Annotated in this window: 25 protein-coding genes and 1 tRNA gene; 6 read left to right on the forward strand and 20 right to left on the reverse strand. The window is 70.2% G+C overall.

Features of this window, described 5'->3' with window-relative positions:
- The 5 genes from ACYVIP_RS26380 to ACYVIP_RS26400 all read right to left on the reverse strand — a co-directional run bounded on the left by ACYVIP_RS26380 (position 1) and on the right by ACYVIP_RS26400 (position 8,275).
- Complete coding sequence (locus tag ACYVIP_RS26380; protein WP_460400986.1) at positions 1-963, reverse strand: AAA family ATPase; 963 nt, start codon at positions 961-963, stop codon at positions 1-3.
- A 23-nt stretch (positions 964-986) separates the two neighbouring features.
- On the reverse strand, positions 987-3,413 hold the full coding sequence (locus ACYVIP_RS26385) for a fibronectin type III domain-containing protein (protein WP_460400988.1): 2,427 nt from the start codon (positions 3,411-3,413) through the stop codon (positions 987-989).
- 77 nt (positions 3,414-3,490) lie between these two features.
- Positions 3,491-5,152 carry a serine/threonine-protein kinase gene (locus ACYVIP_RS26390; RefSeq protein ID WP_460400990.1) on the reverse strand — a complete coding sequence of 554 codons (1,662 nt, stop codon included), beginning with the start codon at positions 5,150-5,152 and terminating at the stop codon, positions 3,491-3,493.
- A gap of 44 nt (positions 5,153-5,196) precedes the next feature.
- Positions 5,197-7,416 (reverse strand): heavy metal translocating P-type ATPase, encoded by a 2,220-nt coding sequence (locus ACYVIP_RS26395; protein ID WP_460400992.1) that lies wholly within the window; start codon positions 7,414-7,416, stop codon positions 5,197-5,199.
- A complete protein-coding gene (locus ACYVIP_RS26400) occupies positions 7,403-8,275 on the reverse strand; it encodes a hypothetical protein (protein ID WP_460400994.1) in 873 nt (290 codons plus the stop codon). Before ACYVIP_RS26400 ends, ACYVIP_RS26395 begins: the two co-directional genes overlap by 14 nt.
- Positions 8,276-8,413: 138 nt before the next feature.
- On the opposite strand from ACYVIP_RS26400, the gene ACYVIP_RS26405 reads away from it, so the two are divergent.
- Both ACYVIP_RS26405 and ACYVIP_RS26410 read left to right on the forward strand, forming a co-directional pair.
- Complete coding sequence (locus ACYVIP_RS26405; protein WP_460401054.1) at positions 8,414-10,063, forward strand: glutamate--tRNA ligase; 1,650 nt, start codon at positions 8,414-8,416, stop codon at positions 10,061-10,063.
- An 18-nt stretch (positions 10,064-10,081) separates the two neighbouring features.
- The gene (locus ACYVIP_RS26410; protein ID WP_460400996.1) at positions 10,082-10,585 is read left to right on the forward strand and encodes an NUDIX domain-containing protein; all 504 of its coding nucleotides are present in this window, start codon (positions 10,082-10,084) and stop codon (positions 10,583-10,585) included.
- A 33-nt stretch (positions 10,586-10,618) separates the two neighbouring features.
- Here ACYVIP_RS26410 and ACYVIP_RS26415 read toward each other — a convergent pair whose 3' ends face one another.
- From ACYVIP_RS26415 to ACYVIP_RS26460, 10 genes are all read right to left on the reverse strand, one after another.
- Positions 10,619-10,816 carry a hypothetical protein gene (locus ACYVIP_RS26415; protein ID WP_460400998.1) on the reverse strand — a complete coding sequence of 66 codons (198 nt, stop codon included), beginning with the start codon at positions 10,814-10,816 and terminating at the stop codon, positions 10,619-10,621.
- Positions 10,817-10,908: 92 nt separating this feature from the next.
- Positions 10,909-11,370, reverse strand: a complete 462-nt coding sequence (locus ACYVIP_RS26420; RefSeq protein ID WP_460401000.1) for a hypothetical protein — start codon at positions 11,368-11,370, stop codon at positions 10,909-10,911.
- On the reverse strand, positions 11,367-11,567 hold the full coding sequence (locus ACYVIP_RS26425) for a helix-turn-helix domain-containing protein (protein WP_460401002.1): 201 nt from the start codon (positions 11,565-11,567) through the stop codon (positions 11,367-11,369). The genes ACYVIP_RS26420 and ACYVIP_RS26425 overlap by 4 nt, the downstream gene beginning before the upstream one ends.
- Before the next feature lie 35 nt (positions 11,568-11,602).
- On the reverse strand, positions 11,603-11,839 hold the full coding sequence (locus tag ACYVIP_RS26430; protein WP_460401004.1) for a hypothetical protein: 237 nt from the start codon (positions 11,837-11,839) through the stop codon (positions 11,603-11,605).
- A gap of 49 nt (positions 11,840-11,888) precedes the next feature.
- Positions 11,889-11,961: transfer RNA gene (locus ACYVIP_RS26435), tRNA-Ile, on the reverse strand.
- Between the two features lie 24 nt (positions 11,962-11,985).
- Positions 11,986-12,297: a hypothetical protein gene (locus ACYVIP_RS26440; RefSeq protein ID WP_460401006.1), complete on the reverse strand. Its 312-nt coding sequence runs from the start codon at positions 12,295-12,297 to the stop codon at positions 11,986-11,988.
- Between the two features lie 29 nt (positions 12,298-12,326).
- Complete coding sequence (locus ACYVIP_RS26445; RefSeq protein ID WP_460401008.1) at positions 12,327-12,509, reverse strand: hypothetical protein; 183 nt, start codon at positions 12,507-12,509, stop codon at positions 12,327-12,329.
- The gene (locus ACYVIP_RS26450) at positions 12,506-12,637 is read right to left on the reverse strand and encodes a hypothetical protein (RefSeq protein WP_460401010.1); all 132 of its coding nucleotides are present in this window, start codon (positions 12,635-12,637) and stop codon (positions 12,506-12,508) included. The genes ACYVIP_RS26445 and ACYVIP_RS26450 overlap by 4 nt, the downstream gene beginning before the upstream one ends.
- A 57-nt stretch (positions 12,638-12,694) precedes the next feature.
- Positions 12,695-13,024 (reverse strand): PCC domain-containing protein, encoded by a 330-nt coding sequence (locus ACYVIP_RS26455; protein WP_460401012.1) that lies wholly within the window; start codon positions 13,022-13,024, stop codon positions 12,695-12,697.
- 657 nt (positions 13,025-13,681) lie between these two features.
- Positions 13,682-13,984 carry a HigA family addiction module antitoxin gene (locus ACYVIP_RS26460; RefSeq protein ID WP_460401014.1) on the reverse strand — a complete coding sequence of 101 codons (303 nt, stop codon included), beginning with the start codon at positions 13,982-13,984 and terminating at the stop codon, positions 13,682-13,684.
- Positions 13,985-14,659: 675 nt separating this feature from the next.
- Here ACYVIP_RS26460 and ACYVIP_RS26465 point away from each other — a divergent pair.
- Together ACYVIP_RS26465 and ACYVIP_RS26470 are read left to right on the forward strand one after the other, a co-directional pair.
- Entirely contained in the window at positions 14,660-15,091 is a 432-nt protein-coding gene (locus ACYVIP_RS26465; RefSeq protein WP_460401016.1) for an NfeD family protein, read from the forward strand.
- A gap of 4 nt (positions 15,092-15,095) precedes the next feature.
- Positions 15,096-16,112 (forward strand): SPFH domain-containing protein, encoded by a 1,017-nt coding sequence (locus tag ACYVIP_RS26470; RefSeq protein ID WP_460401018.1) that lies wholly within the window; start codon positions 15,096-15,098, stop codon positions 16,110-16,112.
- A gap of 66 nt (positions 16,113-16,178) precedes the next feature.
- On the opposite strand, the gene ACYVIP_RS26475 is transcribed toward ACYVIP_RS26470, so the two are convergent.
- The 4 genes from ACYVIP_RS26475 to ACYVIP_RS26490 are packed head-to-tail and all read right to left on the reverse strand — an operon-like array spanning position 16,179 to position 19,430.
- The gene (locus ACYVIP_RS26475; protein WP_460401020.1) at positions 16,179-17,549 is read right to left on the reverse strand and encodes an NAD(P)(+) transhydrogenase (Re/Si-specific) subunit beta; all 1,371 of its coding nucleotides are present in this window, start codon (positions 17,547-17,549) and stop codon (positions 16,179-16,181) included.
- Positions 17,546-17,839 (reverse strand): NAD(P) transhydrogenase subunit alpha part 2, encoded by a 294-nt coding sequence (locus ACYVIP_RS26480; RefSeq protein ID WP_460401022.1) that lies wholly within the window; start codon positions 17,837-17,839, stop codon positions 17,546-17,548. Before ACYVIP_RS26480 ends, ACYVIP_RS26475 begins: the two co-directional genes overlap by 4 nt.
- The gene (locus tag ACYVIP_RS26485) at positions 17,840-18,982 is read right to left on the reverse strand and encodes a Re/Si-specific NAD(P)(+) transhydrogenase subunit alpha (protein ID WP_460401024.1); all 1,143 of its coding nucleotides are present in this window, start codon (positions 18,980-18,982) and stop codon (positions 17,840-17,842) included.
- Positions 18,983-19,037: 55 nt separating this feature from the next.
- On the reverse strand, positions 19,038-19,430 hold the full coding sequence (locus tag ACYVIP_RS26490) for an ATP-binding protein (protein WP_460401026.1): 393 nt from the start codon (positions 19,428-19,430) through the stop codon (positions 19,038-19,040).
- A 64-nt stretch (positions 19,431-19,494) separates the two neighbouring features.
- Between ACYVIP_RS26490 and ACYVIP_RS26495 the strand changes: the two genes are divergently transcribed.
- Positions 19,495-19,974, forward strand: a complete 480-nt coding sequence (locus ACYVIP_RS26495) for a hypothetical protein (protein ID WP_460401028.1) — start codon at positions 19,495-19,497, stop codon at positions 19,972-19,974.
- Between the two features lie 238 nt (positions 19,975-20,212).
- On the opposite strand, the gene ACYVIP_RS26500 is transcribed toward ACYVIP_RS26495, so the two are convergent.
- Positions 20,213-21,187 (reverse strand): pentapeptide repeat-containing protein, encoded by a 975-nt coding sequence (locus ACYVIP_RS26500; protein WP_460401030.1) that lies wholly within the window; start codon positions 21,185-21,187, stop codon positions 20,213-20,215.
- Between the two features lie 67 nt (positions 21,188-21,254).
- Between ACYVIP_RS26500 and ACYVIP_RS26505 the strand changes: the two genes are divergently transcribed.
- Positions 21,255-22,790: protein kinase domain-containing protein (locus ACYVIP_RS26505; RefSeq protein WP_460401032.1), on the forward strand; the 1,536-nt coding region annotated here is incomplete at its 3' end.

Here is a 22,790-nt window from a genome sequence, read left to right on the forward strand (position 1 = left end):
TCAGGCTCCCTGCGGGCTCGTCACCGCGACCGGGACCGGGATCTCGGCCAGCAGGTCGGTCACGATGTGCTCGCCAGTGCGCTGGCGCAGCTCGGCCTCCGGCCTGAGGATCAGCCGGTGGTCGAGCACCGAGTGCGCGACCTCCTTGATGTCGTCCACGGTCACGAACGGCCGGCCGTAGGTGGCCGCGATCGCCTGTGCCGCGCGGACGAGCGCGATCGTGCCGCGCGGGCTCGCGCCGTACCTGACCTCCGAGTGCTGCCGGGTCGCGGAGGTGATGCTGGCCGCGTAGTCGACCACCGCGTGGTCGATCCGTGCGTCCCGCACCTGCTCCACGGTGGCCCGCAGCGTGGGGATGTCCACCACCGCCGGCAGCTCGTCCGGGTCGACCCCGGCGCAGTCGCTCATCACCACCATCACCTCGGACGCCCGGTCCGGGTAGCCCATCCGCAACCGCATCAGGAACCGGTCCAGCTGCGCCTCGGGCAGCCGGTAGGTGCCCGCCATCTCGATCGGGTTCTGGGTGGCGATCACCAGGAACGGCCGGGGCACCTCGTGGCGCACCGAGTCGACGGTCACCTTGCGCTCGGCCATCACCTCCAGCAGCGCCGACTGGGTCTTCGGCGTGCCGCGGTTGATCTCGTCGGCCAGCACCACGTTCGCGAACACCGCGCCCTGGTGGAAGGCGAACTTCTCCTCGTTCTGGTGGTAGATCTGCACTCCGGTGATGTCGCCTGGCAGCAGGTCCGGGGTGAACTGGATGCGGTTCCAGCTACCGCCGATGCTGCGCGCCAGACAGCGCGCCAACGTGGTCTTGCCGAGCCCCGGCACGTCCTCGATGAGCAGGTGTCCCTCAGAGAACAGCGCGGCCACGGCCAGCCGGACGACCTGCGGCTTGCCGCGCACGACCCGCTGCACGTTGGCGGCGATCCGCTCGTACACCTGACCGGGTGTCTGATTCACGATTTCCCTTTCCCCCTCAACACTCACCACACCAGTGGATTCGACTCGACCGGGCCGTAACCCGGAACGTCCACCGTGACCCAGACCGTCTCGCCGGGACCGGCGTAGGCGAAGGCCTCCAGATCGCCGCCGCCGTCGGCGTCGGTCGTCTTCGTGTGGCCCTCGTTGAAGTAACCGCCCTCGCGGTCGCTGTGCGGGATGAAGAGGTACTCGGTCCCGGGCGCGAAGCCCGACAACACGAGATACATCCAGGCGCAGCCGTCGTACTCCCCGCAGTGGTCCTCGGTGAGCGGGCCCTTGCTCAGGTTGATGGCCGGCGCCATCCGGGTCCCGCCCTCCCAGGTGATCGGGTCGGACTCGATCCAGCCGCTTGACGTTTCCACCGAGACCCACACCTGGTTGCCCGGCACGTCATAGTTCAGCTGGTTGTAGGTGCCAGCTCCGCTGGCGTCGGTGGTGAAGTTCTCGGTCACCACGTTCTCGTTGTCCTGTGAACTCAACCTGATGCGGTGGCTGGTGTTCGCCTCGAACCCGGACATCGTGGCGTTGACCCAGAAACAGTTCGGGGGACCGCAGTTGCCCGTGCTGGACTCCCCGCCCTGGGCGATCTGGACCACCGGAGTTGGCACCTCGTCCTCGTGGGTCGCCGTCGCCGGGGCGCCGACGAGGGTCTGCCCGGACGGGGACTTGGTCACCGCGCGAACGGTGAACGTGATGACCTCGGTCGCCTCCACGTTCGGGTATTCGTGCGTGGTCGCGGTCACCGTCTCCATGGGCCGGCCGCCGGTCGCGCTGACCTGGTAGTGCACTAGCGTGCCGCCGCCGAGCGCGGGCTGGTCCCAGGTGAGCGTGACGGTCCTGGTCGGCCGGTCGTCCACGTCGAAGGTGGCGACCAGGTTGACCGGCGGCGCGGCCGGGGAGACCGGCGTGGTCGGGGTCACCGGGGCGGCCGCCGCGGCCGGGCCGGCGCCCATCCGGTTCGTCGCGGCCACCGAGATCACGTAGCGGACGCCGTCGGTCAGGCCGGGGACCGGCGCGCTGCGCACGCCCCCGCCGACGGTCACCGACCCGGTCTGGCCGTTGCTTCCCCGCCAGGACACCACGTAGCCGGTGATCGGGGCGCGGTTGTCCGCCGCGGCGCCCCAGGTGACGGTCGCCGAGCCCTGTCCCGGCCGGGCGGTGACCCCGGGCGGCGCGCCGGGCCGGCTTGGCGGCAGCGGGGGCGGGGTGACCGTCTCCTCGTCGGGTGGGCGGGGATTGACCGGCGGTGGGCCGGCCGGCCCTCGGGCGTCCTCGTCCGGCGCGTCGGTCTCGTCGGGCACCCCCGGACCCCGCTCCGGCGTGCCTTCCGGCTTGGCGTCCGGCTTGGGCGTCGCCGGCTTGCCGACCACGTCGACGTCGGTCACGTCGCCGTCCTCGTCAACCACCAGCACCTGGCTGCCGTCGGCGTCCTCGACGTAGATCCGCTCGTCCTCGCCCTGGGACAGTCGCGGCTCGCCGTCCTTGTCCTTGAGCGGCTTCTCGTCCTTCTTCTCACCGTCGGTGTCGAAGGTCAGCACGGTGCCCTGCTGGCGGTCCACCAGGGCGATGACCTCACCGGTGGACACCGGGCCGTCGAAGTCACCCGAGCGCAGCGTCACCGTCTTCGACGTGGCCGGGGAGGTCCGCAGGTCCACCAGCACCAGGCTGCTCTGCGCCGGGCCCTGGTCCAGGATCGCCAGCCGGCCGTCGGTGTCCCTGGCGGCCGGGCGGGCGTTGGGCGAGAGCGGCACACCGAGCTCGACCCCCTGGTCGAGCGTGTCGCCGTCGATGGTGTGCAGCGTGCGGGTGAACAGGTCCAGGAAGGCCGGCCGCTCGCCCACGATGGTCATCGCGCCGGGGTGGTCGGGCTGCGCGGACACCGGGCAGCCGGCGAGCGTGACCCCATCCAGCTCGACCGTGCAGATCTGGTTCCTGCCGACGCGGTGGAACCACAGCGTGCCGTCCTCGGTGACCACCGGGTCGCCGATCGGGCCGTCGGTGGGGATCGACGCGGCCGGGTCGCCGAGCCGGACGATGTGGCCGCTCTCGCGGTAGACCGCGTACGGCCCGCCGACGACCTCGATGCCCAGCGGGGTCTCCTTGGCCGGCGGCGCGATCGACTGCTCCTCCTCGAGGGAGGCCTTGTCGAACTCGGTGATCCGGTTCTGTCCGACCACGAAACCACTGGTGTCGCTCTGCAGGACCTGGCTGCCCTGGTCGGCGTCCAACGGGAGCTGGGCGTCGATGTTGGCCGTCGCACCGTCTACATGGAACACAATGCCCTTGAGAGAGTTGTAGACCCAGTGGCCGGTGTTGGCGAACTGCGCGGCCGACAGCGGTTGGGTCACGCCGACCACAATCGCGGCCACGACCACCGCGGACAGAACGGCGAGCAGGATGAACGGCCGGCTCGCGTGCTTGTTGGACACGAACCGGGATGCTAGTCATGACGGTTGGGGACCGGTCCCCAACCTCGCTGCCCGCGTCGTCATCCGCACCCCGAGAACTAACTCAGCAGGAAACTGCCCCGGATCTTCTTGATCAACGGTTCGGCCGCCGCCCACTGCTCGTCCAGGGTTTTCGCGTCGCTGGCATACAGCGAGAACGTCAACTGATAAACCGCGCCAGAGGTGATCGCCCTGGTCTGCGTGTGGTAGTGGTATCCGCCCCGATTGAAGGTATATACGAGATCCGCCGACGTGTCGTTGCCGTCCGGGCCGGACTGTTCGTAGTCCATGGTCCCCTGGCGCGCACGCTGGCTGGCGCCCTCGTCGTCGAGGAAGTCGCGGGCCGACACCCCGGGCTTGTCGGTGTCCCGCCGCACCACCACGGTCAGCGGACCGACCCACGAATCGGTCGGCTCGCTCGTCCAGACCACGGAGCTGACCGGGCCGTCGATCGAGGAGCTGCGCGCCCAGCCGACCGGCACGTCGATCTCGAAGCCGAGCCGTTCCGACTGCTTCTCCAGCGGGACATCCGACTCGATCATCGGTGTGGCGCGCGGCGTGCTGCTCGGCTTCGCCGCGCTGCCCTGGCCTTCGCTGGACTGGTTGGTCAGGATCACCGTCAGCACCACGGCGGCCACCACGATGACCGCGGCGGCCACGATCAGCGGACCGCGCGCCGACCGCGGTGGGCGCGCCGGCTGCCGGCGCGGGTAGGGCCTCGGGTCGAGCGTCGGCGCGTCCGGCGCGACCGGCACGGGGGTATGCGACCGGGGCATGAACGGCGGCGCCTCGGTGCGGGTGCTCGGCACGGTCTCGTCGGCGACCGTGAGATCACCCGCCGGATTGTCCGACCGGGTGGGGAACTCCAGCCGGACCCGCATCCCCAGCGGGGCGGCCGAGGGCAGCGCGGTGATCTCGGTCAGCTTCTCGATGGCGTTCCTGGCGGTCATCCGCTCGGCCGGCCGCTTGCGCAGCAGCCCGTCGATCACCGGGGCCAGCCGGCCGACCTTCGGATCGGGATCCGGCTCCACCGACAGCACCGCGCCCAGCGTGGCCTGCACGTCCCCGCGGTGGAACGGCGTGCGGCCGACGACCATGCCGTAGAGCATGATGCCCACCGACCACAGATCCGCCGCCGGCAACGCCTCCTCACCCCGGATCCGCTCCGGCGAGATGTACTCCGGCACCCCCGGCAGCTGCCCGGTCGCGGTCAGCACCGAGTCCCCGTCGATCACCGCGATGCCGAAGTCGGTGAGCACCGCCTGGTCGTCGACCAACATCACGTTGCCCGACTTGATGTCCCGGTGCAGCACACCGTTGTTGTGCGCGTAGTCCAGCGCGCTCAGCACCTGCGCGCCGACCCGCGCCGCCCGGTCCACCGACATCGGCCCGTCGCTCTCCAGCGTCTCGCTCAGCGAGCGGCCGGCCAGCAGCTCCATCACGATCCACGGCAGACCACGACCGTCGGTCACCACGTCGTGCACGGTGATGATCCCAGGATGCTTGCTCAGCTTCGCCGCCGCACGCGCCTCCCGCAGCGCCCGCCGCACCTCCGGGTCCTCGGCCCGCAGCTCGCGCCCACCGGGCCGGATCTCCTTGACCGCCACCTCGCGGTCGAGGAACTCGTCATGCGCCAGCCAGACGACACCCATCCCACCCCGACCGAGCGACCGTCGCAGGCGATACCGCTCCGCGACCAGTCTCCCCTCTCCCTCAGTCACCACTGCAATGTACCGACCACAATCCGTGGCGGGGTAGCTTCCCCTCATCCACCGGCGGCGGACCCCCGGAAGCGCCGTAACCGCAGGCTGTTGCTGACCACGAACACCGAACTGGCCGCCATCGCCGCGCCGGCGAGCATCGGGTTGAGCAGCCCGGCCGCGGCCAGCGGCAGGCCGGCGACGTTGTAGGCGAACGCCCAGAACAGGTTGCCCCTGATCGTGCGCAGGGTCCGCCTGGCCAGCCGGATCGCGTCCACCGCCGCCAGCAGGTCGCCGCGGACCAGGGTGAGGTCGCCGGCCTCGATCGCGACGTCGGTGCCGGTGCCCAGCGCGAGCCCGAGGTCGGCGGTGGCCAGCGCGGCGGCGTCGTTGACCCCGTCGCCGACCATCGCGACGACCCGGCCCTCGGCCCGCAGACGCTCGACCACGGCCACCTTGTCCGCCGGCAGCACCTCGGCGATCACCTCGGTGATGCCGACCTCGGCGGCCACCGCGTGCGCGGCGGCCGCGTTGTCGCCGGTCAGCAGGACCGGGGTCAGGCCGAGCGCGCGCAGCCGGGCCACCGCCTCGGCGGAGGTCGGCCGGACCGTGTCGGCCACCACGATCACCGCGCGGACCCGCCCGTCCCAGCCGACGGCCACCGCGGTCCGGCCCTGTTGTTCGGCGGCGGTCCGCGCGGCGGCGAGGTCGGGGGGCAGGTGCAGGCTCCAGTCCGCGAGCAGCGCCGGGCGGCCGACGAGCACCGCGTGCCCGTCGACGATCCCGTGCACGCCGCGGCCCTCGATGGCGGCGAAGCCCTCGACGGTCGGCAGGTCGCCGAGCCGGTCGCGGGCCGCGCCGGCGATGGCGCGGCCGATCGGGTGCTCGGCGGCGTGCTCCACCGCGCCGGCCAGCGCGAGCACCTGGTCCCGGGTGACCCCGTCGGCCAGCGCGATGTCCACCACGGACATCTGGCCGGTGGTCACCGTGCCCGTCTTGTCCAGCACCACGGTGTCCACCCGCCGAGTCGACTCCAACACCTCCGGACCCTTGATCAGAATCCCCAACTGCGCACCCCGACCAGTACCCACCAACAACGCCGTCGGCGTCGCCAACCCCAACGCACACGGGCAGGCGATGATCAACACCGCCACCGCCGCGGTGAACGCGACGACCGGCGACGCGCCGGTGCCCAGCCAGAACGCCAACGTGCCGAGCGCCAGGGCGATCACGATCGGCACGAACACCGCCGAGATCCGGTCGGCCAGCCGCTGCACGGCCGCCTTGCCGGCCTGCGCGTCCTCGACCAACGTGGCCATCCGCGCGAGCTGGGTGTCCGCGCCGACGAGGGTGGCACGCACGACCAGCCGGCCGCCGACGTTCACCGTCGCGCCGACCACGGGCTGGCCGGGACCGACCTCGACCGGAACGGACTCGCCGGTGAGCATGCTCGCGTCGACCGCCGAACCACCCTCCTCGACCACGCCGTCGGTGGCGATCTTCTCCCCCGGCCGGACCACGAACCGGTCGCCGACGACGAGGTCCTCGGCCGGGATCCGCTCCTCCCGGCCGGCGCGCAGCACGGCGACGTCCTTGGCGCCGAGCGCGAGCAGCGCGTGCATGGCCGCGCCCGCGCGGCGCTTGGCCCTGGCCTCGAAGTAACGCCCGGCGAGGACGAAGGTGGTCACCCCGGCCGCGACCTCGAGATAGATGTTGCCGGCGCCGTCGGAGGGCGCCACGGTCAACTCGAACGGGTGAGTCATCCCGGGTTCGCCCGCGGTGCCGAACAGCAGCGCGTAGAGCGACCAGGCGAACGCGGCCAGGGTGCCCAGCGAGATCAGCGTGTCCATGCTGGCCGCACCGTGGCGCAGGTTGCGCCACGCGACCCGGTGGAACGGCCAGGCCGCCCAGACCAGCACCGGCGCGGCCAGGGTGAGCGAGATCCACTGCCAGTAGGTGAACTGCCAGGCAGGGACCATGGCCAGCGCGATCACCGGCACGGACAGCACCAGCGAGCCGATCAGCCGCTGCCGCACCGGGTCGGTGGCCGGTTCGGGCGCGGCCGGAGCCGGTCCGGGCAGGGTGGCGGTGTAGCCGGTGGCCTCGACCCGCTCGACGAGCACCGCCGGGTCGAGGTCGCCGGAAAGGGTGACCCTGGCCTTCTCGGTGGCGTAGTTGACCGTGGCGTGCACCCCGTCGAGCTTGTTGAGCCCACGCTCGATCCGCGCCGCGCAGGAGGCGCAGGTCATGCCGCCGATGGCGAGCTCGAGGTCAGCGGTGGCCATGGTCGCCTCCGTGGGTGGGCACGGTGAACTCGGCGGTGCGCACGACGCCGTCGTGCTTGAAGTCGAGGAACAGCCGGTAGGTAGCGGCGGTGGGGACCTCGGCGAGGAACCGGATGCCGTTGTCCGCCCCGGCGTCCGGGTGAACGTGCAGGTAGGCGAGGTCGCCGCCGCGCAGGGCAACCAGGTGGCCATAGGCGCCGAGATAGGGCTCGAGGTCGGTGACCGGCCGGCCGTCGCGGCGCACGGTCAGGGTGACCGCCGATGACCTGCCGGCGACCAGGTCGCCGTCGAGCCGGACCTCGTAACCGTCGACCGTGGCGACGCGGGAGGGCTGGTGGGTGGCCGGCTGGAAGTCGCCGGGAACGGCCAGGTCGACGCCGAGGGTGGTGCCGGCGCCGCCGGTGGGGGTGAAGTCGGCGAAGGCGCGGTAGCTGCCCGGCTCGGTGAGGGTGAGCTGGACGGTCCAGGTGCCGTCGGCGGCCAGTTCTGGATGGACGTGCTGGAACCCGGCGGTGTCCCGGCGGACCACGATCAGGTGCATGCGCTTCTCGTGCTCGACGTCGAAGCGGGTCACCGGCCGGTCGTCCGGGCCGGTGATGTGGAAGGCGAAGGCCGTCGGCGTTCCCGGGGCGATGGTCGTGCTGGTGGGCGTGAGGGTGTAGCCGCCAAGGGACGACGCGAGCCCGGGTGGTGGTGCGGTCTCCGCAACGGTGTCGCTGTGGGTGTCCCCGTGGCCCGCGGCGTCGGCGCCGCGAGCGGGTTGGTCGAGGGGACCGACAGCGCTGCCGACCGCCCAGGCGCCACCGGCGACCAGAGCGAGCGCCACACCGTAGGCGGAGAGCCTCGTTGCGGTGTTCATGGTTTCCATTGATACCCTACGGGGGTATCGTTTACAAGGGCGATGTTGACCGCCCGACCGTGGCTGACCAGCCCCGCTGGTCGATACTGGGCAGACCACACTGTCTGAGCGTTGTCACCCCCGGATTGGACGATTTCGTTGCTCGACCACGCGGTAGTCGACTCGTTGTTCCCCGCCGACCTGCCAGAGCCAGCGCACTGGGAACAGCGGTACCCGCCCCGGCAGCTGCCGGCGGGCGCCGAGGTCACCCGCTTCGGGCCGTCCCCGACCGGGTTCGTGCACATCGGCGGGGTCTACGTCGCCATGATCGACCAGGACGTCTCCGCGCGATCGGACGGCCGGTACCTGGTCCGGGTCGAGGACACCGACCAGTCCCGCGAGGTCGGCGGCGCGCTGGCCCAGTTCGAGCGCGCCTTCGACTACTTCCGCATCCAGCCGACCGAGGGCGAGGGCGCCGGCGGCGAGTACGGGCCCTACCACCAGTCCGCCCGCGAGCAGATCTACCTGACCTACGTCCGGCACCTGCTCCGCGCCGGCAAGGCCTACCTGTGCTTCGCCACCCGCGACGAGCTGGCCGACATCACCAGCCGCCAGCAGACCGCCAAGGTCCCGCCCGGCTACTACGGCCGCTGGGCGATCTGGCGCGACGCCGAGCCCGACCGGGTGACCGCCGCCCTGGCCGACGGCACCCCGTACGTCGTGCGCTTCCGCGCACCGGACGACGCCATCGGCAAGCGCGTCCGGTTCACCGACGAGATCCGCGGCGCACTGGAGCACGAGGCCAACCGCAACGACGTGGTCATCCTCAAGTCGTCCGACCAGCCCGTCCGGCTGCCGACCTACCACTTCGCACACGCCGTGGACGACCACCTGATGCGCACCACGCTGGTCATCCGCGGCGAGGAGTGGATCTCCTCGGTGCCGCTGCACCTGCAGCTGTTCGCCGCACTCGACTTCGCCACCCCGCGCTACGCGCACATCGCGCCGCTGATGAAGCAGATCTCCGGCGGCAAGCGCAAGCTGTCCAAGCGCAAGGACCCCGAGGCGTCCGTCGACTTCTACATCGCCGCCGGCTACCCCGCCGACGCCGTCCTGTACTACCTACGCGGCCTGGCCAACGGCCGCCTCGCCGAACTGCCGCTCGACCAGGCACTCACCGAACCGATCCGACTGGCCGACTGCGGAGTCGCCGGCCCGCTGGTCGACCTGGTCAAGCTGGAGGACATCTCCGCCGACCACATCGCCACCCTGACCGGCGAGCAGATCCTCGACGCCCTGCGCCCCTGGGCCGAGGCACACGACCCGGAGATCGTCACCGTGCTGGACGCCAACCGCGACCTCGCCCTGCGCGCGCTGGCCGTCGAGCGCGACGGAGTCGACAACCCGCGCAAGGACCTACGGAAGTGGTCGGACTTCCGACCCGCGTACGGGTTCTTCTTCGCCGAGTTGTTCGACCTGGTCACCGACCCGGCCGACGAGCGGTTCGGCGGCCTGGACCCGGAGTTGGTCCGCACCTTCCTCGCCGACTTCGCCGAGGCCTACCAGCCACTGACCGACGGCGGGGAGTGGTTCGACCAGATCCGCCAGCTCGCCGCCAAACACAACTTCGCCCCGAGCCCCAAGGAACACAAGAAGAACCCCGGCACCTACCCCGGCTCCATCCGCGAGGCCGCCACCATGGTCCGGGTAGCACTCACCGGCTCCACCCGCAGCCCCGACCTACACGCGGTAGCCACCACCCTGGGCCCCGACGAGGTCCGCCGGCGCCTACTGAGCCTGACGCGCTGAAGTAGTCAGGGTGCCGCAGTGACCGCGTCGGAATCCGCTGATGTGCTGCCCGTGGAGCAGTACGTGGCGAGCTTGGCCCGCAAGCGCATGGCCGCCGGAGTGTTGTTCCGTGACGAGGATGGGCGAGTGTTGTTGGTCGAGCCGTCGTACAAGCCGAACTGGGAGATCCCGGGTGGCGCGGTGGAGGCCGATGAGTCCCCGTGGGCGTCGGCGACCCGTGAGCTGACCGAGGAGTTGGGCTGGGACCAGCCGTTGGGGCGGCTGTTGGTGGTGGATTACGTACGTCCGCAGGACTCACGACCCGAAGGCGTGGTGTTCGTCTTCGATGGCGGCGTGTTGGACGTGACCTCCTTGGTGGGCATGGTGTTCCCCGACAGAGAGATCCTCTCCGCTGGGTTCCACTCGTTGGCGGAAGCCCGGAACAAGGTCAAGCCGCTGTTGGCCGACCGCCTAGCCGCGGCGCTGGACGCCGTGGAACTGGGGACGACCGTGTTGTGCGAGCAGGGACAGCGCATCGCCTGACAGGGTGATGCGTGGTTCCCGCCGATATCCGCGCTATGCGGTCATCGGGATGGCGTGATGTTTGCCCGCGGTTCGGTAGAGGCTGTCGTGGATGCCGTCGGCGTAGAGCAGACCGCTCAGGTCACGGCGAGCCTTGACGGTCTGGCTGTCGGCACGGAACCCGGCCGCGCCCAGCAGTAGCGCCAGTTCGGCAGCGGTGGAGTTGGCGGTGTCGACGCCATGTGCCTTCATCGCCGCGCTCCACAGTCGCCAAGCCGATCGATGAGTCGCGGAATCATCGGCGACGACCGCGCGAATGATCTCGCGGTCATTGTTTCTCCAGATTACTGTTTGGTTGAGTAAATATTCCGGCGGCATATCCGGACCGGAACTCGGGAGCCGTGGACGCCGGTGCCTTTCGGCGCCGGTATCAATGAGAACTGGGCGCCGTGCTCGTCGGGGCCGGGGAGCGTGAGCAACGCGCGCAGTACCCATACCATGCCGACCCCAGGAAGCGTTTTTCCTGGCTCAGCGGTGGTGCCGCCGTACCACCAGTACACGTGCATCGGGGCGAACACATCGGTGGTTGGGTTGGTGGGCGTGCGGTAGGCGTGCGAGCGGTCATTGTCGACGAGGACCAGGACGTCGGCGCAGGCGCGCCACTGGAACACGCCGGCGAGCACTTCTGGGCCGTGCCGATCTATACGGAACTGGTGCCACATGAAGCCGCGTCTCGCGGCTTTCTCGATGAGTGCGTCCAGCTCGCAGATACCGGCAGGCGCACCAAGACTCACAATCATCGTCACGGCCCAGTATCGAGTGCGCCGTGGAGTTTGGCATGACTGGAGCCGCCTCGTTGTTCCGCGAGAACGCGGGACACACGACTGGGGCTCCAGTTCAGCTCCCGGGCGATCCCACTTGCGTGAAACCCACTTCGCCCCATGACTCGGCGAAGCCTCTCGCCCAGCTCCCGACTGCGGACAGTCGGCTCCCGATCCCGCACTGCTCTTCACACCTTTCGTTGGTTGTTGTGGGCTATCACGTTTCCGCGATGAGCTGCTCGTACGGAATGCCGTCACCGTAGCGGGCTGTCACCCTGCAAATCACCTTGATGCGACCCGGTCGCATCGGGTCGATCCCGTTTACCACGTTCCGCATCGTGCCTTCCGGGAAGACGTCCTCACCTATGCTGCTGCATTCTTTGGCGAGACGGCCGACGGTCCAGTTGTGGTCTTCCAGCCAGGTTCGGATGCGGTCGCGGTTTAGTTTGGGCATTGCGGCGGACCCTTGTTCATGATGCGCACTGGGAATGGTGCGGTGACTGTGGGACGGGTGGGGCTCGAACCCACGGCTCCGGGATTATGAGTCCCGCGCTCTGCCAACTGAGCTACCGCCCCGCACTCCCCCCGTGCCCCCTGAAGCTACTGGCGCAGGCCGATGTCGGACTTCTCATCGTCGGTCCACACGAGTCGCATCGGCATGACGTGCTCAAATCGAGCCAACGCCATCTCCGGAGACACGGTGTTCGCCAACGTCGCGAACCCAGAGGTGGGATCACGACGAAAAGTAACGACTTCCTGACCACCGCAAGGACGAGTGATCGACATACCGACCGCGTAAACACTGCCCTCGCCATCATCGACAGTTTCCAAAGTGAAGGTCCGAATATCCAACGCATTACTCCAAATATCATAGATCGATGATTTATCAGTTAGAAATTTGCGGCTTTTCACCAGCAACTCAGACGAGCCAACGTTCTATGTCAGGCATGACGTGCCGCCTGACGTTCAGCACGCCGCACCGCGCGTTGACGACAGGCATCACACGCCCGGTGCCGGTCCAGCCGGTCTGCCCAAAACACCGACCAGCGCCCAAGCGGAGGACCGATCAGGGCGCCGACGAACACACCCACGACGAGCGTCTCGACGTACTCGGCGGTGGTCACGGCCGGGCCGCCCGGTCCTCGACGCGCCTCGACGTCCAGCCGGTGTGCGAGCACAGCGCCGTCGACAACCGCTCGCCGTGATCCCAGGAGCGACGCCAACGCAGGTGTGTGGATGTCTGCCCAGCCATGACATGAGCATCGGCCTGGCGAGCATGGTCAGACAGTGGCCAAGCTAGGGGCCAAACTCAGACGGCCACCACGTACACGCGAGCGAACCACGTTCCGATCTGCGCGGCGTGCAGGTGCCCGGAGATCGCCCGGTCACCTTCGACCGCCATCACCGCATGCACGTGAGGTTTGCCGTCAACGACCTCGCCGGTGGCGCTCATCTCGGCCGGCAACGCGTACTCCGTGACGACGTCCTTGGTCGCGTCGTCGGCAGGCATCGTCGAGATCGTGAACGAGTCGGCACCGCCGATCATCGACACGATCGCGCCGCGTTCGATGCCGCGCTCAGCAAGTTGGTCGGTCAGCTTCTGCATCAGCTCACCGTCATTGATCTCGATCACGTGCACGATCGACTCCGCTCAGGATCAGGCCGATAGTTCGCACGTTCTCTCGCACGGGTTCTCGGCGCAGCGCGTCGGTCAGCGCGCCCTGCGCTGCCGGACTGCCATCCTGGCCCAGGAGCCACGCGGCGCACCACCTGGCGCCGGCATCCCTGGGATTGACCACCTCGGTGGCTCGAGCCGCTCAGCTCGCACAGCACCTCGGCGAACCGAGCCTGGGAGTAGCCGAGCGCCGTCCGCAGTTCGCGGATCAGACACCCGAGCGTGTTATCGCCCGCGTCGAGCATGAAATTTCTCTCTTCGCCGAAAGACCTCTTCGCGCCCCGGTCCGTCGACCCGGGGCATTCCGTCGGCGAAGAAGTACAGGTTCAGGCTACCCCTGAGTGTCGTTCGCGCATGCTGTTGCCGGTGCGTGAGCCGGAGCGGATTCTCCGCCCGGCTGACGGCCAGGCAGTTCAACTGACGCGCGGTCGAGCGCCACCGACTCGGCCTCGGTTGTCCGGCTGGCATACAGCCTTGGCGGCGTCGCGGGTGTCGGCGGCTACCGGGACCTGGTTGGTCCACTGCACGCCATCCCGCCACCGGGACCGGCCGTTCGCGTCGCCGCAAATCGGCCAGCGGCACGACGGTCGGCGGCATCAGCGTTGGATCTACTCGACGTCTCTAGGAGGCAAGGTCGAGGGGATGGATCTCGGCGAGTTCGGCACCGATCTTGTCGCGTTCGCGTTCGAGGTCGTAGTGAGCCTGGAGATTGACCCAGAATTGGTCGGAGGTGCCGAAGAAGCGGGCGAGCCGCAGGGCGGTGTCGGCGGTGATGGCGCGCTTGCCATGCACGATCTCGTTGATCCTGCGCGGTGGAACGTGGATGTTGACGGCCAGCTTGTGCTGGGTGAGCCCGAAGGGGACAAGGAACTCCTCGGCGAGGATCTCACCGGGGTGGATCAGTGGGAGCCGGTCGTCGCTCATGGTGCTCTCCTTCCGATTGGTGGTAGTCGCGGATCTCGACGTCGTTCACCGCGAGATTCGGCACCGAGACCGCGCTGACCAGCTTCCTCGACCTGGTGCTGCGATACCCCGGCAGAACCTCGACCGTCACCATGTTCCTGAAACCTCGCGGGTACAGGCCGGCTCGACTCGACCGGACACAGCCACCAATGGCTGACCCAGGGTAATCTCGGCCGCGATGACCTGCCGCTGGTCATGGACCCCTACAACCCCGAACACGCGAGGTTTCCACGGGAGTCCTTTATCTCCGCGAAACGGCCCTCCACAGCGCATTCGGCGACACCCTTCCGCCGGATGCGGCAACGTAGAGGCCAGCGACCGAAGACGAAGTGGGCTGGCCCGTCGGCGCCAGCCACTAGATAGGTGATCGGCCCTTGACGGTGTCCCCGACCTCGACATCCGCGACGCGGTCACCGACCGGCGCTCGGCGGCCACGGGCGGGGCATGGGGAGTGGCTGGGCAACCCTGGCCGACTCCGGGTTAATTCCACGACTTTCCGGCGACCATTCCGGAAATACGCTGGCAGCGGCCGTCGCTCGTCCACAGTAGACTTATCAAAAAGATGATATGGTGACAGTGGTGCGCCGGGAAGCCTGGTCGGCAACTGGATTCAGTGCGTCCCGGCTTGGGGTAACCATGGAACTGTGGCTCATCTGGTTGGTCGTCGCGGTGGTGCTCGGAGTGGTGGAGATCTTCACCCTCACCGCGGCTCTCGGGGTGCTCGCCGGCGCCGCGCTCGTGCCCGCCGTGCTCGCAGCCGTCGGCTTGCCGCTACCCATCCAGCTCATCCTGTTCGCCGCCGCGGCCACCGCGGGGGTCGTCCTCGTGCGGCCGGTCGCGCTGCGCCACCTCCGCCAACCGCAACCGGAGCCCTTCGGCATCGAGGCGCTCGTCGGCAAGCGGGCCTACGTGGTGCGTGAGGTCTCCGACCGCGACGGGCTGGTGCGCATCGACGGCGAGGAGTGGACCGCCCGCGCGTTCGACGAGACGACGGTGATGCCCACCGGCGCCGCGGTCGACGTCATGCGCATCAGCGGCACCACCGCCTACGTCTACCCCCGGGAGTGAACAGATGGACATCTTGACGCCGTTGCTCATCGCGAGCGTGCTGGTCGTGCTGCTCGTGGTCTTCACCGTGTTCCGCGCGGTGCGCATCGTGCCGCAGGCCCGCGCGCGCAACGTGGAGCGTCTCGGCCGCTACCACCGCACCCTGCAGCCGGGCCTGAACTTCGTCATCCCCTACATCGACCGCGTCTACCCGACCATCGACCTGCGTGAACAGGTGGTGTCCTTCCGGCCGCAACCGGTGATCACCGAGGACAACCTCGTCGTGGAGATCGACACCGTCCTCTACTTCCAGGTCACCGACCCGCGCGCGGCCGCCTACGAGATCGCCAGCTACCTGCGCGCGGTCGAGCAGCTGACCGTCACCACGCTGCGCAACGTGGTCGGCTCGATGGACCTGGAGAGCGCGCTGACCTCCCGCGACACCATCAACAGCCAGCTGCGCGGCGTGCTGGACGAGGCAACCGGGAAGTGGGGCATCCGGGTCAACCGGGTGGAGATCAAGGCGATCGACCCGCCCAAGACCATCAAGGACGCGATGGAGAAGCAGATGCGCGCCGAGCGGGACAAGCGCGCCGCGATCCTGGCCGCCGAGGGGCAGCGTCAGTCCCAGATCCTCACCGCCGAGGGCGACAAGCAGTCGGCCGTGCTGCGGGCCGAGGGCAACCGCACCGCCCGCATCCTCAAGGCCGAGGGCGAGGCCAAGGCGATCGACGAGGTCTTCCAGGCCGTGCACCGCAACGACCCCGATCCGAAGCTGCTCGCCTACCAGTACCTGCAGACGCTGCCGCAGCTCGCGCAGGGGCCGGGCAACACGTTCTTCGTCATCCCGAGTGAGGTGACCGCGGCGCTGGGCAGCGTCTCGCGGGCCTTCGCCGAGAACCTGCCGCAGTCGCCGGCCACCCGCGAGGCCACCCCCGCCGACGAGCTCACCAGCACCCAGGCCGCCGCCGACGCGGCCAAGGCGGCCGAAGCCGCGGCCGAGGCGGTCGCCGACGCCGACGCGGCCCGGCGCCCGAAGTAGTCCGACCGCAGCGAAGGGGCCCTTCGCTGCACTGGGCGCAGTGAAGGGACCCTTCGCTGCGGGTGGTCAGAGACCCTTGACGGCGGCGACGAGTTTGCTGAGGGAGTCCTTGGCGTCGCCGAACAGCAACGTCGTCTTCTGGTCGAACAGCAGCTCGTTCTCGATGCCGGCGAAGCCGGGGCGCATGGACCGCTTGAGGAACACGACCGACCCGGCGTCGGCCACGTCCAGGATCGGCATGCCATAGATCGGCGAGCCGGGCGAGGTGTGTGCGGCCGGGTTGACCACGTCGTTGGCGCCGACCACGAGCGCCACGTCCGCGGTGCGGAACTCCGGGTTGACCTCGACCATCTCCTTGAGCTTCTCGTAGGGCACGTCGGCCTCGGCGAGCAGCACGTTCATGTGCCCCGGCATCCGGCCGGCGACCGGGTGGATCGCGTAGGCCACCTCGATCCCGCGCCGCTCCAGCTCGTCGGCCAGGTCGCGCAGCGTGTGCTGGGCCTGCGCGACCGCCAGCCCGTAGCCGGGCGCCACGATGACCTTGCGCGCGTAGCCGAGCAGGATCGCGATGTCCCCCGGTCCCGCCGAGCGGACCGGACGGTCGGACTCGGTGGTACTGCCCAGCGTCGACCCGCCGGCGAACGCGCCGAACAGGATGTTGACCAGCGAGCGGCCCATGGCGTCGGCCATCATCTTGGTCAGCAGCGTGCCGGACGCGCCGACCAGCGTGCCGGCCACGATCAGCAGCGTGTTGGACAGCACGTAGCCGCTGGCCGCGACGGTGATCCCGCTGAACGCGTTGAGCAGCGAGATGACGATCGGCACGTCCGCGCCGCCGACCGGGAGCACCAGCAGCAACCCCAGCCCCAGCGTGAGCACCGCCAGGATCACCGCGCCGGGCACCGAGCCGGCCAGCGTCACCCACACCCCCGCGGCCAGCGAGCCGGCCACCACGGCGACGGCGACCCACCGCATGCCGGCGAACAACACCGGCCGCCCGGTCACGATCTCCTGCAGCTTGGCGAAGGTGAGCACCGAGCCGGAGAACGTGATCGACCCGATGAGCACGGTGAACGCGGTCACCGCGAGCCAGGCCGGATCGTCGGCCCCGCCCTCGGCCAGCTCCAGCAGCGCCACCAACGCGCCCGCCGCGCCGCCGACCCCGTTGAACAGCGCGACCAGCTGCGGCATCGCGGTCATCGCCACCCGCCGCGCGGTCACCGTGCCGATGACCCCGCCGACCGCGATGGCGACCAGGATCCACGCCAGCCGGTCCGGCCGCTCGGCGGCGAACACCACGAGCACCGCCACCAGCGCGCCCGCCGCGCCGATCACGTTGCCCAGTCGGGCGGTCTTCGGCGAGGAGAGACCCTTGAGCGCGAGGATGAAACAGACAGCCGCGACCAGGTACCACAGCGCGGTCCAGGTGGCGTTCACGCGCGCTCCCGGTCCTTGCGTCCACGGAACATCCGCAGCATCCGGTCGGTCACCACGAACCCGCCGACCAGGTTGATCGTGGCGAGCACGATCGCGACCAGCTCCAGCACGAAGATCGCGGTCGACTCGGTGTGCGCGGCCACCGCGATCGTGCCGACCAGCACGATGCCCGAGATGGCGTTGGAGCCCGACATCAGCGGGGTGTGCAACGTCGTGGACACCTTGGAGATGACCTCGTAGCCGACGAACACGGCCAGCACGAACACCGTCAGCAGGGCCATTCCGTCCATTTAGGACTCCTCAGTCGCACCGAGCAGCTCGCGGGTCGGCTCGTGCCGCACCTCGCCGGCATGAGTGACACAGCAGCCGGCGACGATCTCGTCGGCGAAGTCCGGCGCCAGCTCGCCGTCGGAATGCATGAGCAGCAACAGGTTCACCACGTTGGTCGCGTAGAGCTGGCTGGCCTGCGCCGGCAGCTGGCTGGCCACGTTCAGCCCGCCGTGGACGGTGGCGGCGCCGATGGTGGTCTCCTCGCCCGGCTTGGCGCCCTCGACGTTGCCGCCGGCCTCCGCGGCCAGGTCCACCACGACCGACCCCGGGCGCATCGCGGCCACCATGTCCGAGGTCACCAGTACCGGCGCGGTCCGGCCGGGCACTGCGGCGGTGGTGATCAGCACGTCGGCGTCGGCGACGTGCGGCGCGAGCAGCTCGCGCTGGAGCCGGGAGCGGTCCTCGGTCATCTCCCTGGCGTAACCGCCGCTCCCCTCCAACACCGGCAGGTCCAGCTCGACGAACTCGGCGCCGAGACTGCGCACCTCGTCGGCGGACGCGGCGCGCACGTCGTAGGCGCGCACGACCGCGCCAAGCCGCCGCGCGGTGGCGATCGCCTGCAGCCCGGCGACCCCGGCGCCGAGGACCAGCACCCGCGCGGGCGGAATCGTGCCGGAAGCGGTCATGGACAACGGAAAGAAGCGCGGCAACCGCTCGGCGGCGATCAGCGCGGCCCGATAGCCGGCGACGAAAGCCTGTGAGGACAAGGCATCCATGGGTTGCGCGCGGGAGATCCTCGGCACCAGCTCCATCGCCAGCGCGGTGTGCCCGGCGTCGCGCAGCACGGCGACGAGCTCGAGCTCCTGGGCGGCGGGCAGGAAGGAGACGGTGATCGCGTTCGCGGCCAGCCCGCGCACCTGGCGCGCGGTCAGCGGTTGCACCGACAGCACCACCCCGGCGCCGGCCAACGCGTCGGCGGCGACCTCCGCGCCCGCCTCCCGGTAGGCGTCGTCGGTGAACCCGGCGGCCTTGCCCGCGTCCGGCTCGACCACCACCTGCTGACCCGCGTCGGTGAGGCGGGACACCAGGCCGGGCACGAGCGCCACCCGGCGTTCGTGCGGCCGCGTCTCGCCTGCTATGGCGATCTTCACACTGGACACCATAACCCCTGGTCGGGCCGAACCACACCCTCCGTTTTGGCGTCCACTGAGGACAGTGCTAGGGGTCCCGGCGCCAGGTCATGGACACCTCGGTGCCGTGCTCGCCGGTGGAGATCTCGGTGTGGTCCGGCAGCTCCCGAATGAGCGGAAGCCCGTGACCAGGCCGGACGGCCGGCGCGCGCCGCCAGCGGCCGCGGTCGGCGACGGTCACGGTGAGGGTGCGCCGGGAGAGCCGGGCGCGCAGTTCCAGCATGCCGAGGGTGCCGCGCGGATAGGCGTGCAGCACGGTGTTGGCCATGGCCTCGTAGGCGGCCAGCCCGATGTCGCGGGCCAGGTCGGCCCGCATCGGCACGGCCCGCGCCCACCGCATCAGCTCCCGGCGCAGGACGGTCGCGCGCTCGGCCGAGGCCCGTCCCCGGCGGCGCAACATCGATCCATCGCCACCGCTCATGCCTTTCGAGTACCCCTCGCCCGGCCGATTGAACCCCGGCGGGGCCCCGTCCGTATCTGCTGGTGTGACGCGCCACCCCGCACGGCTGCTCGTCGCGTGCCTGGCCGCCGCCATGCTGCTGGCCGGCTGCGCTGGCGAGCTGACCGAACAGGACAAGCAGGCCGCCGCCGACTACGGCGAGCACCAGCAGAACCAGGCTGGCCACCGCCCGAACAGGTCCCTGTCGACCAGCTCCCTGCCATCGAAGTTCCTCACCTGGCAACAGCTGGCCGAGACCGTCGGCTGCCGGGCGGAGCTACAGGGCAAGGCGGCGGACTTCCGCCAGGCGATGTGTGTCAAGGACGAGGACGCGTTCGTCTTCCTCGACTTCGACACCAAGCGGGGACAACGTGACTGGCTGGAGTACGCGGTGGGATATGGCGGTATTTATCTCGTCGGCGACCGCTGGGTGGTTTCCGGCAGGTCGCGGGAGTACCTGGAAGGGCTGCGCAGGGAACTGGGTGGCGGTATCGAGGAAAGCGACGAGCACAGCGGGCCAGCGTAGGGAAACCACGACCGGGTATCCGGTGCGGGTTGAGCGGTGCCCTACCGCCCCCAAGCCGTATTGGCACACACCCGCCCGACCGGCGTCCCGGACTTCTTCGGCAATGAGCCGGAATGACCGGTGGCACCGGCGGTTGCGCCGCGACCGCCTAGCCGGGCGGTGACCGCCAGTGCGCTACCAGTTGTCCGACTCATCGTCCGCATTCGGAGATATTCGGCTCGGCTACACATGGTTTTGGTCACCTCCCCGGGTGGCCTGGGGATTGTTTCTTGTAAGTCAGATCCGGTGGATCTTCGATCCGTTCCAGGATAGCCCAAGATCTTTGTTCCGGAATTCGCCGTTCGGTCCACGTGCCCGGCCATTTCCGGCGCCGCTCGCGGCCGGTGCGGGTGCGGGCGCCGTCCAGCGACACCGTCGTGTTCGTGCCGAAGTCGACCTCGCCCTCGAACGTGGCGCCACGGAAGGGTTTCGGCTCCTCGCCGAAGCTCACCCGGCGAAAGTCCGCCAGGCCGAGGAACCGGGTCTCGCGGAAGTCGGCCACCTCGGCGATCCGCGCGCCCCGGAAGGTCGTCGGGCCGACGAAGGTCGCGCCGGGGCACCGGATCGCGCGGATTTCGCCGTGGTTGAGGTTGAGCCGGGTCAGCGTGGCGCCGGTCAGGTTCAGCTCGGTCCCCGGCCAGTACGCCTCACCCGGCCGCAGATGCCGGGCCAGCAGGTCCTGGGCCGCCCGGCGGACCTCGGTCTCCTCGTTGCCCCGGCCGGTCACCGGCGCGGCCGGCATCCGCAGGTAGGCACAGATCAGGTCCACGATCGTCTGCCGGTGCGCCGGGTTGGCGTTGGCCAGGCGTTCCAGCGCGTACAGGCCGGCGAGCCGGACCGGCGCCTTGTCGCTGCCCAACTGGTCAGCGGCCTTGCCGTACAGCTCGGTCACCCGGCGTTCGGTGGCGTCGAAGTCGCGCTGTTGGACGTCCAGCTCGGTGACCCGCTGGCGACGCGCGGCCAACAACAGCGCCGCGGCCCCGCCGGTGCCAACGACGATGCTGGCCGCGGTGCGGATCACGTCCAGCCGCACCGAATCCCGCGAACCGCCGTCGCCGAGCAGGAACCACAGCAGGACCACCACGACGCCGGCCAGCACCAGCAGGCCGGCCGCCCACAACGTGATCGTCGTCGTGGACAGAATCTTGTGTCCGTCGTCGCGCTTCGGAATCATGAGTCCTCTCAGTAGTCAAATGGTAGCGGAAAGCCAGATTCCGCCGTCGGGCTTAGGGTGATTGACCGTGACCACCGCGGACGGGGGCTGGCAGCCTGGTGCGACCGTGCTCGGCGAGTTCGCCGTCGAGCACGCGCTGCGCGGCGGCGGTGCCTGGCGGGTGGCTCTCGTCCGCGACGGCCACGGCGAGCGGCACGCGGTCAAGCGCGTGGTGGTCGGTGACCTCATTGCCCAGCAACGGTTCCTGGCCGGGATCGACCGCTGGCTGCGGCTGCCGGCACACCCCCACCTCGCCGCGTGCCGGTTCGTGCGCGCCCTGGGCGACGAGCTGCTGGTGTTCAGCGAGTACGCCGACGGCGGCTCGCTGGCCGACTGGATCCGCGACGGCCAGCTCTACGCCGACGCCGACCCGACCGGCACCGTGCTGCGGGTGGCGACCGAGGCCGCGTGGGGCCTGGACGCCGCGCACACCATGGGCCTGCCGCACCTGGACGTGAAGCCGGCCAACGTGTTGCTCACCGCGGCCGGCTCGGCCAAGCTCACCGACTTCGCCACCCCGCGCGAGCCGGACCACCTGCGCCATCTCGAGGTCGACGGCACGATCCAGGCGGCTCCCGAAGGGGCCTACGCGGCACCGGAACAGGCGGAGGACCAGCCGGTCGGCCGGGACGCGGACGTGTGGAGCTGGGCGGTCACCGTGCTGGAGATGTTCGCCGGCGAGCGGACCTGGCCCTCCGGCGCGCTCGCCGACGCGGTGCTCGAACAACTGGTCACCAACGACCGCTGGCGGGTGCCGATGCCGGCTGCGGTCGCCGAGGTGCTGCGCACGTGCCTGCGGTTCGACCCGGCGCGGCGGCCGCGCTCGTTCGCCGAGCTGGCCGGCACGCTCACCGAGATCGGCGGCGCGCTCGGCCTGCCGCGGCGGGCGGAACCGGCGCGCCCGTCGGTGCTCGGCCATCCGCCCCACCGTGGCTGGAGCGACCCGAGGGCCTGGCTGACCCTCGCCTACGAGACCGCCGGGCTCGACCCGAGATCGGCCGCGGTGTTCTTTCCCGCAGGCCACATCCACCCGGCTCCTGAGGACCTGCGCGCGTTCGCGGTGGCGCGGCGGGTACTCGACCAGGCGGGCGCGCCGGTGTGGCCGCGCGCCCGGCTGCGCGCGGACACCGGCCGGGTCGCGTTGCGGGTCGGCGACACCGGCACCGGCGTGGCGAACCTGCTCGCCTGCGCGGACCTGCTCGCCGGCCGCGAGGACGACGACTCCCGGCTGCTGCTGGCCAGCGTGCTGACCGACCTCGCGGTCGCCGGCGACGGCGATGGCCCGGCCGACGCGCACGACCAGGCGGTCGCGGCGGCCGAGGAGCTCACCGACCACCCCGAGGTGCTCGGCGCCGCGCTGCTGGCCAAGGCCGAGCACCTCGGCGACCCCGACCTCTACGCCGGCGCGCTGACCGCCTTCCAGCGGGCAGGCGACGCGCCGCGCACGGTGACCACGGCGATCGCGATGGCCAGGGCACTGCACGCGGCCGACCTGCCCGACCCGGCGGCGCGGGCGCTGGCCGCCATCGACCCGCCGACCGACGCGCTCGCCGAGCTGGTCGGG

Source organism: Actinophytocola sediminis (genome assembly GCF_054779715.1).

Excerpts from the sequence above, each read along its gene's own strand:
- ACYVIP_RS26400 (WP_460400994.1), bottom strand. The coding sequence starts at position 8,275 with ATGAACACCGCAACGAGGCTCTCCGCCTACGGTGTGGCGCTCGCTCTG.
- ACYVIP_RS26480 (WP_460401022.1), bottom strand. The coding sequence starts at position 17,839 with ATGGACGGAATGGCCCTGCTGACGGTGTTCGTGCTGGCCGTGTTCGTC.
- ACYVIP_RS26430 (WP_460401004.1), bottom strand. The coding sequence starts at position 11,839 with ATGCCCAAACTAAACCGCGACCGCATCCGAACCTGGCTGGAAGACCAC.
- ACYVIP_RS26450 (WP_460401010.1), bottom strand. The coding sequence starts at position 12,637 with ATGGCTGGGCAGACATCCACACACCTGCGTTGGCGTCGCTCCTGGGAT.
- ACYVIP_RS26460 (WP_460401014.1), bottom strand. The coding sequence starts at position 13,984 with ATGAGCGACGACCGGCTCCCACTGATCCACCCCGGTGAGATCCTCGCC.
- ACYVIP_RS26490 (WP_460401026.1), bottom strand. The coding sequence starts at position 19,430 with ATGAGCGGTGGCGATGGATCGATGTTGCGCCGCCGGGGACGGGCCTCG.
- ACYVIP_RS26485 (WP_460401024.1), bottom strand. The coding sequence starts at position 18,982 with ATGGTGTCCAGTGTGAAGATCGCCATAGCAGGCGAGACGCGGCCGCAC.
- ACYVIP_RS26415 (WP_460400998.1), bottom strand. The coding sequence starts at position 10,816 with ATGAAGGCACATGGCGTCGACACCGCCAACTCCACCGCTGCCGAACTG.
- ACYVIP_RS26465 (WP_460401016.1), top strand. The coding sequence starts at position 14,660 with ATGGAACTGTGGCTCATCTGGTTGGTCGTCGCGGTGGTGCTCGGAGTG.
- ACYVIP_RS26470 (WP_460401018.1), top strand. The coding sequence starts at position 15,096 with ATGGACATCTTGACGCCGTTGCTCATCGCGAGCGTGCTGGTCGTGCTG.
- ACYVIP_RS26395 (WP_460400992.1), bottom strand. The coding sequence starts at position 7,416 with ATGGCCACCGCTGACCTCGAGCTCGCCATCGGCGGCATGACCTGCGCC.
- ACYVIP_RS26500 (WP_460401030.1), bottom strand. The coding sequence starts at position 21,187 with ATGATTCCGAAGCGCGACGACGGACACAAGATTCTGTCCACGACGACG.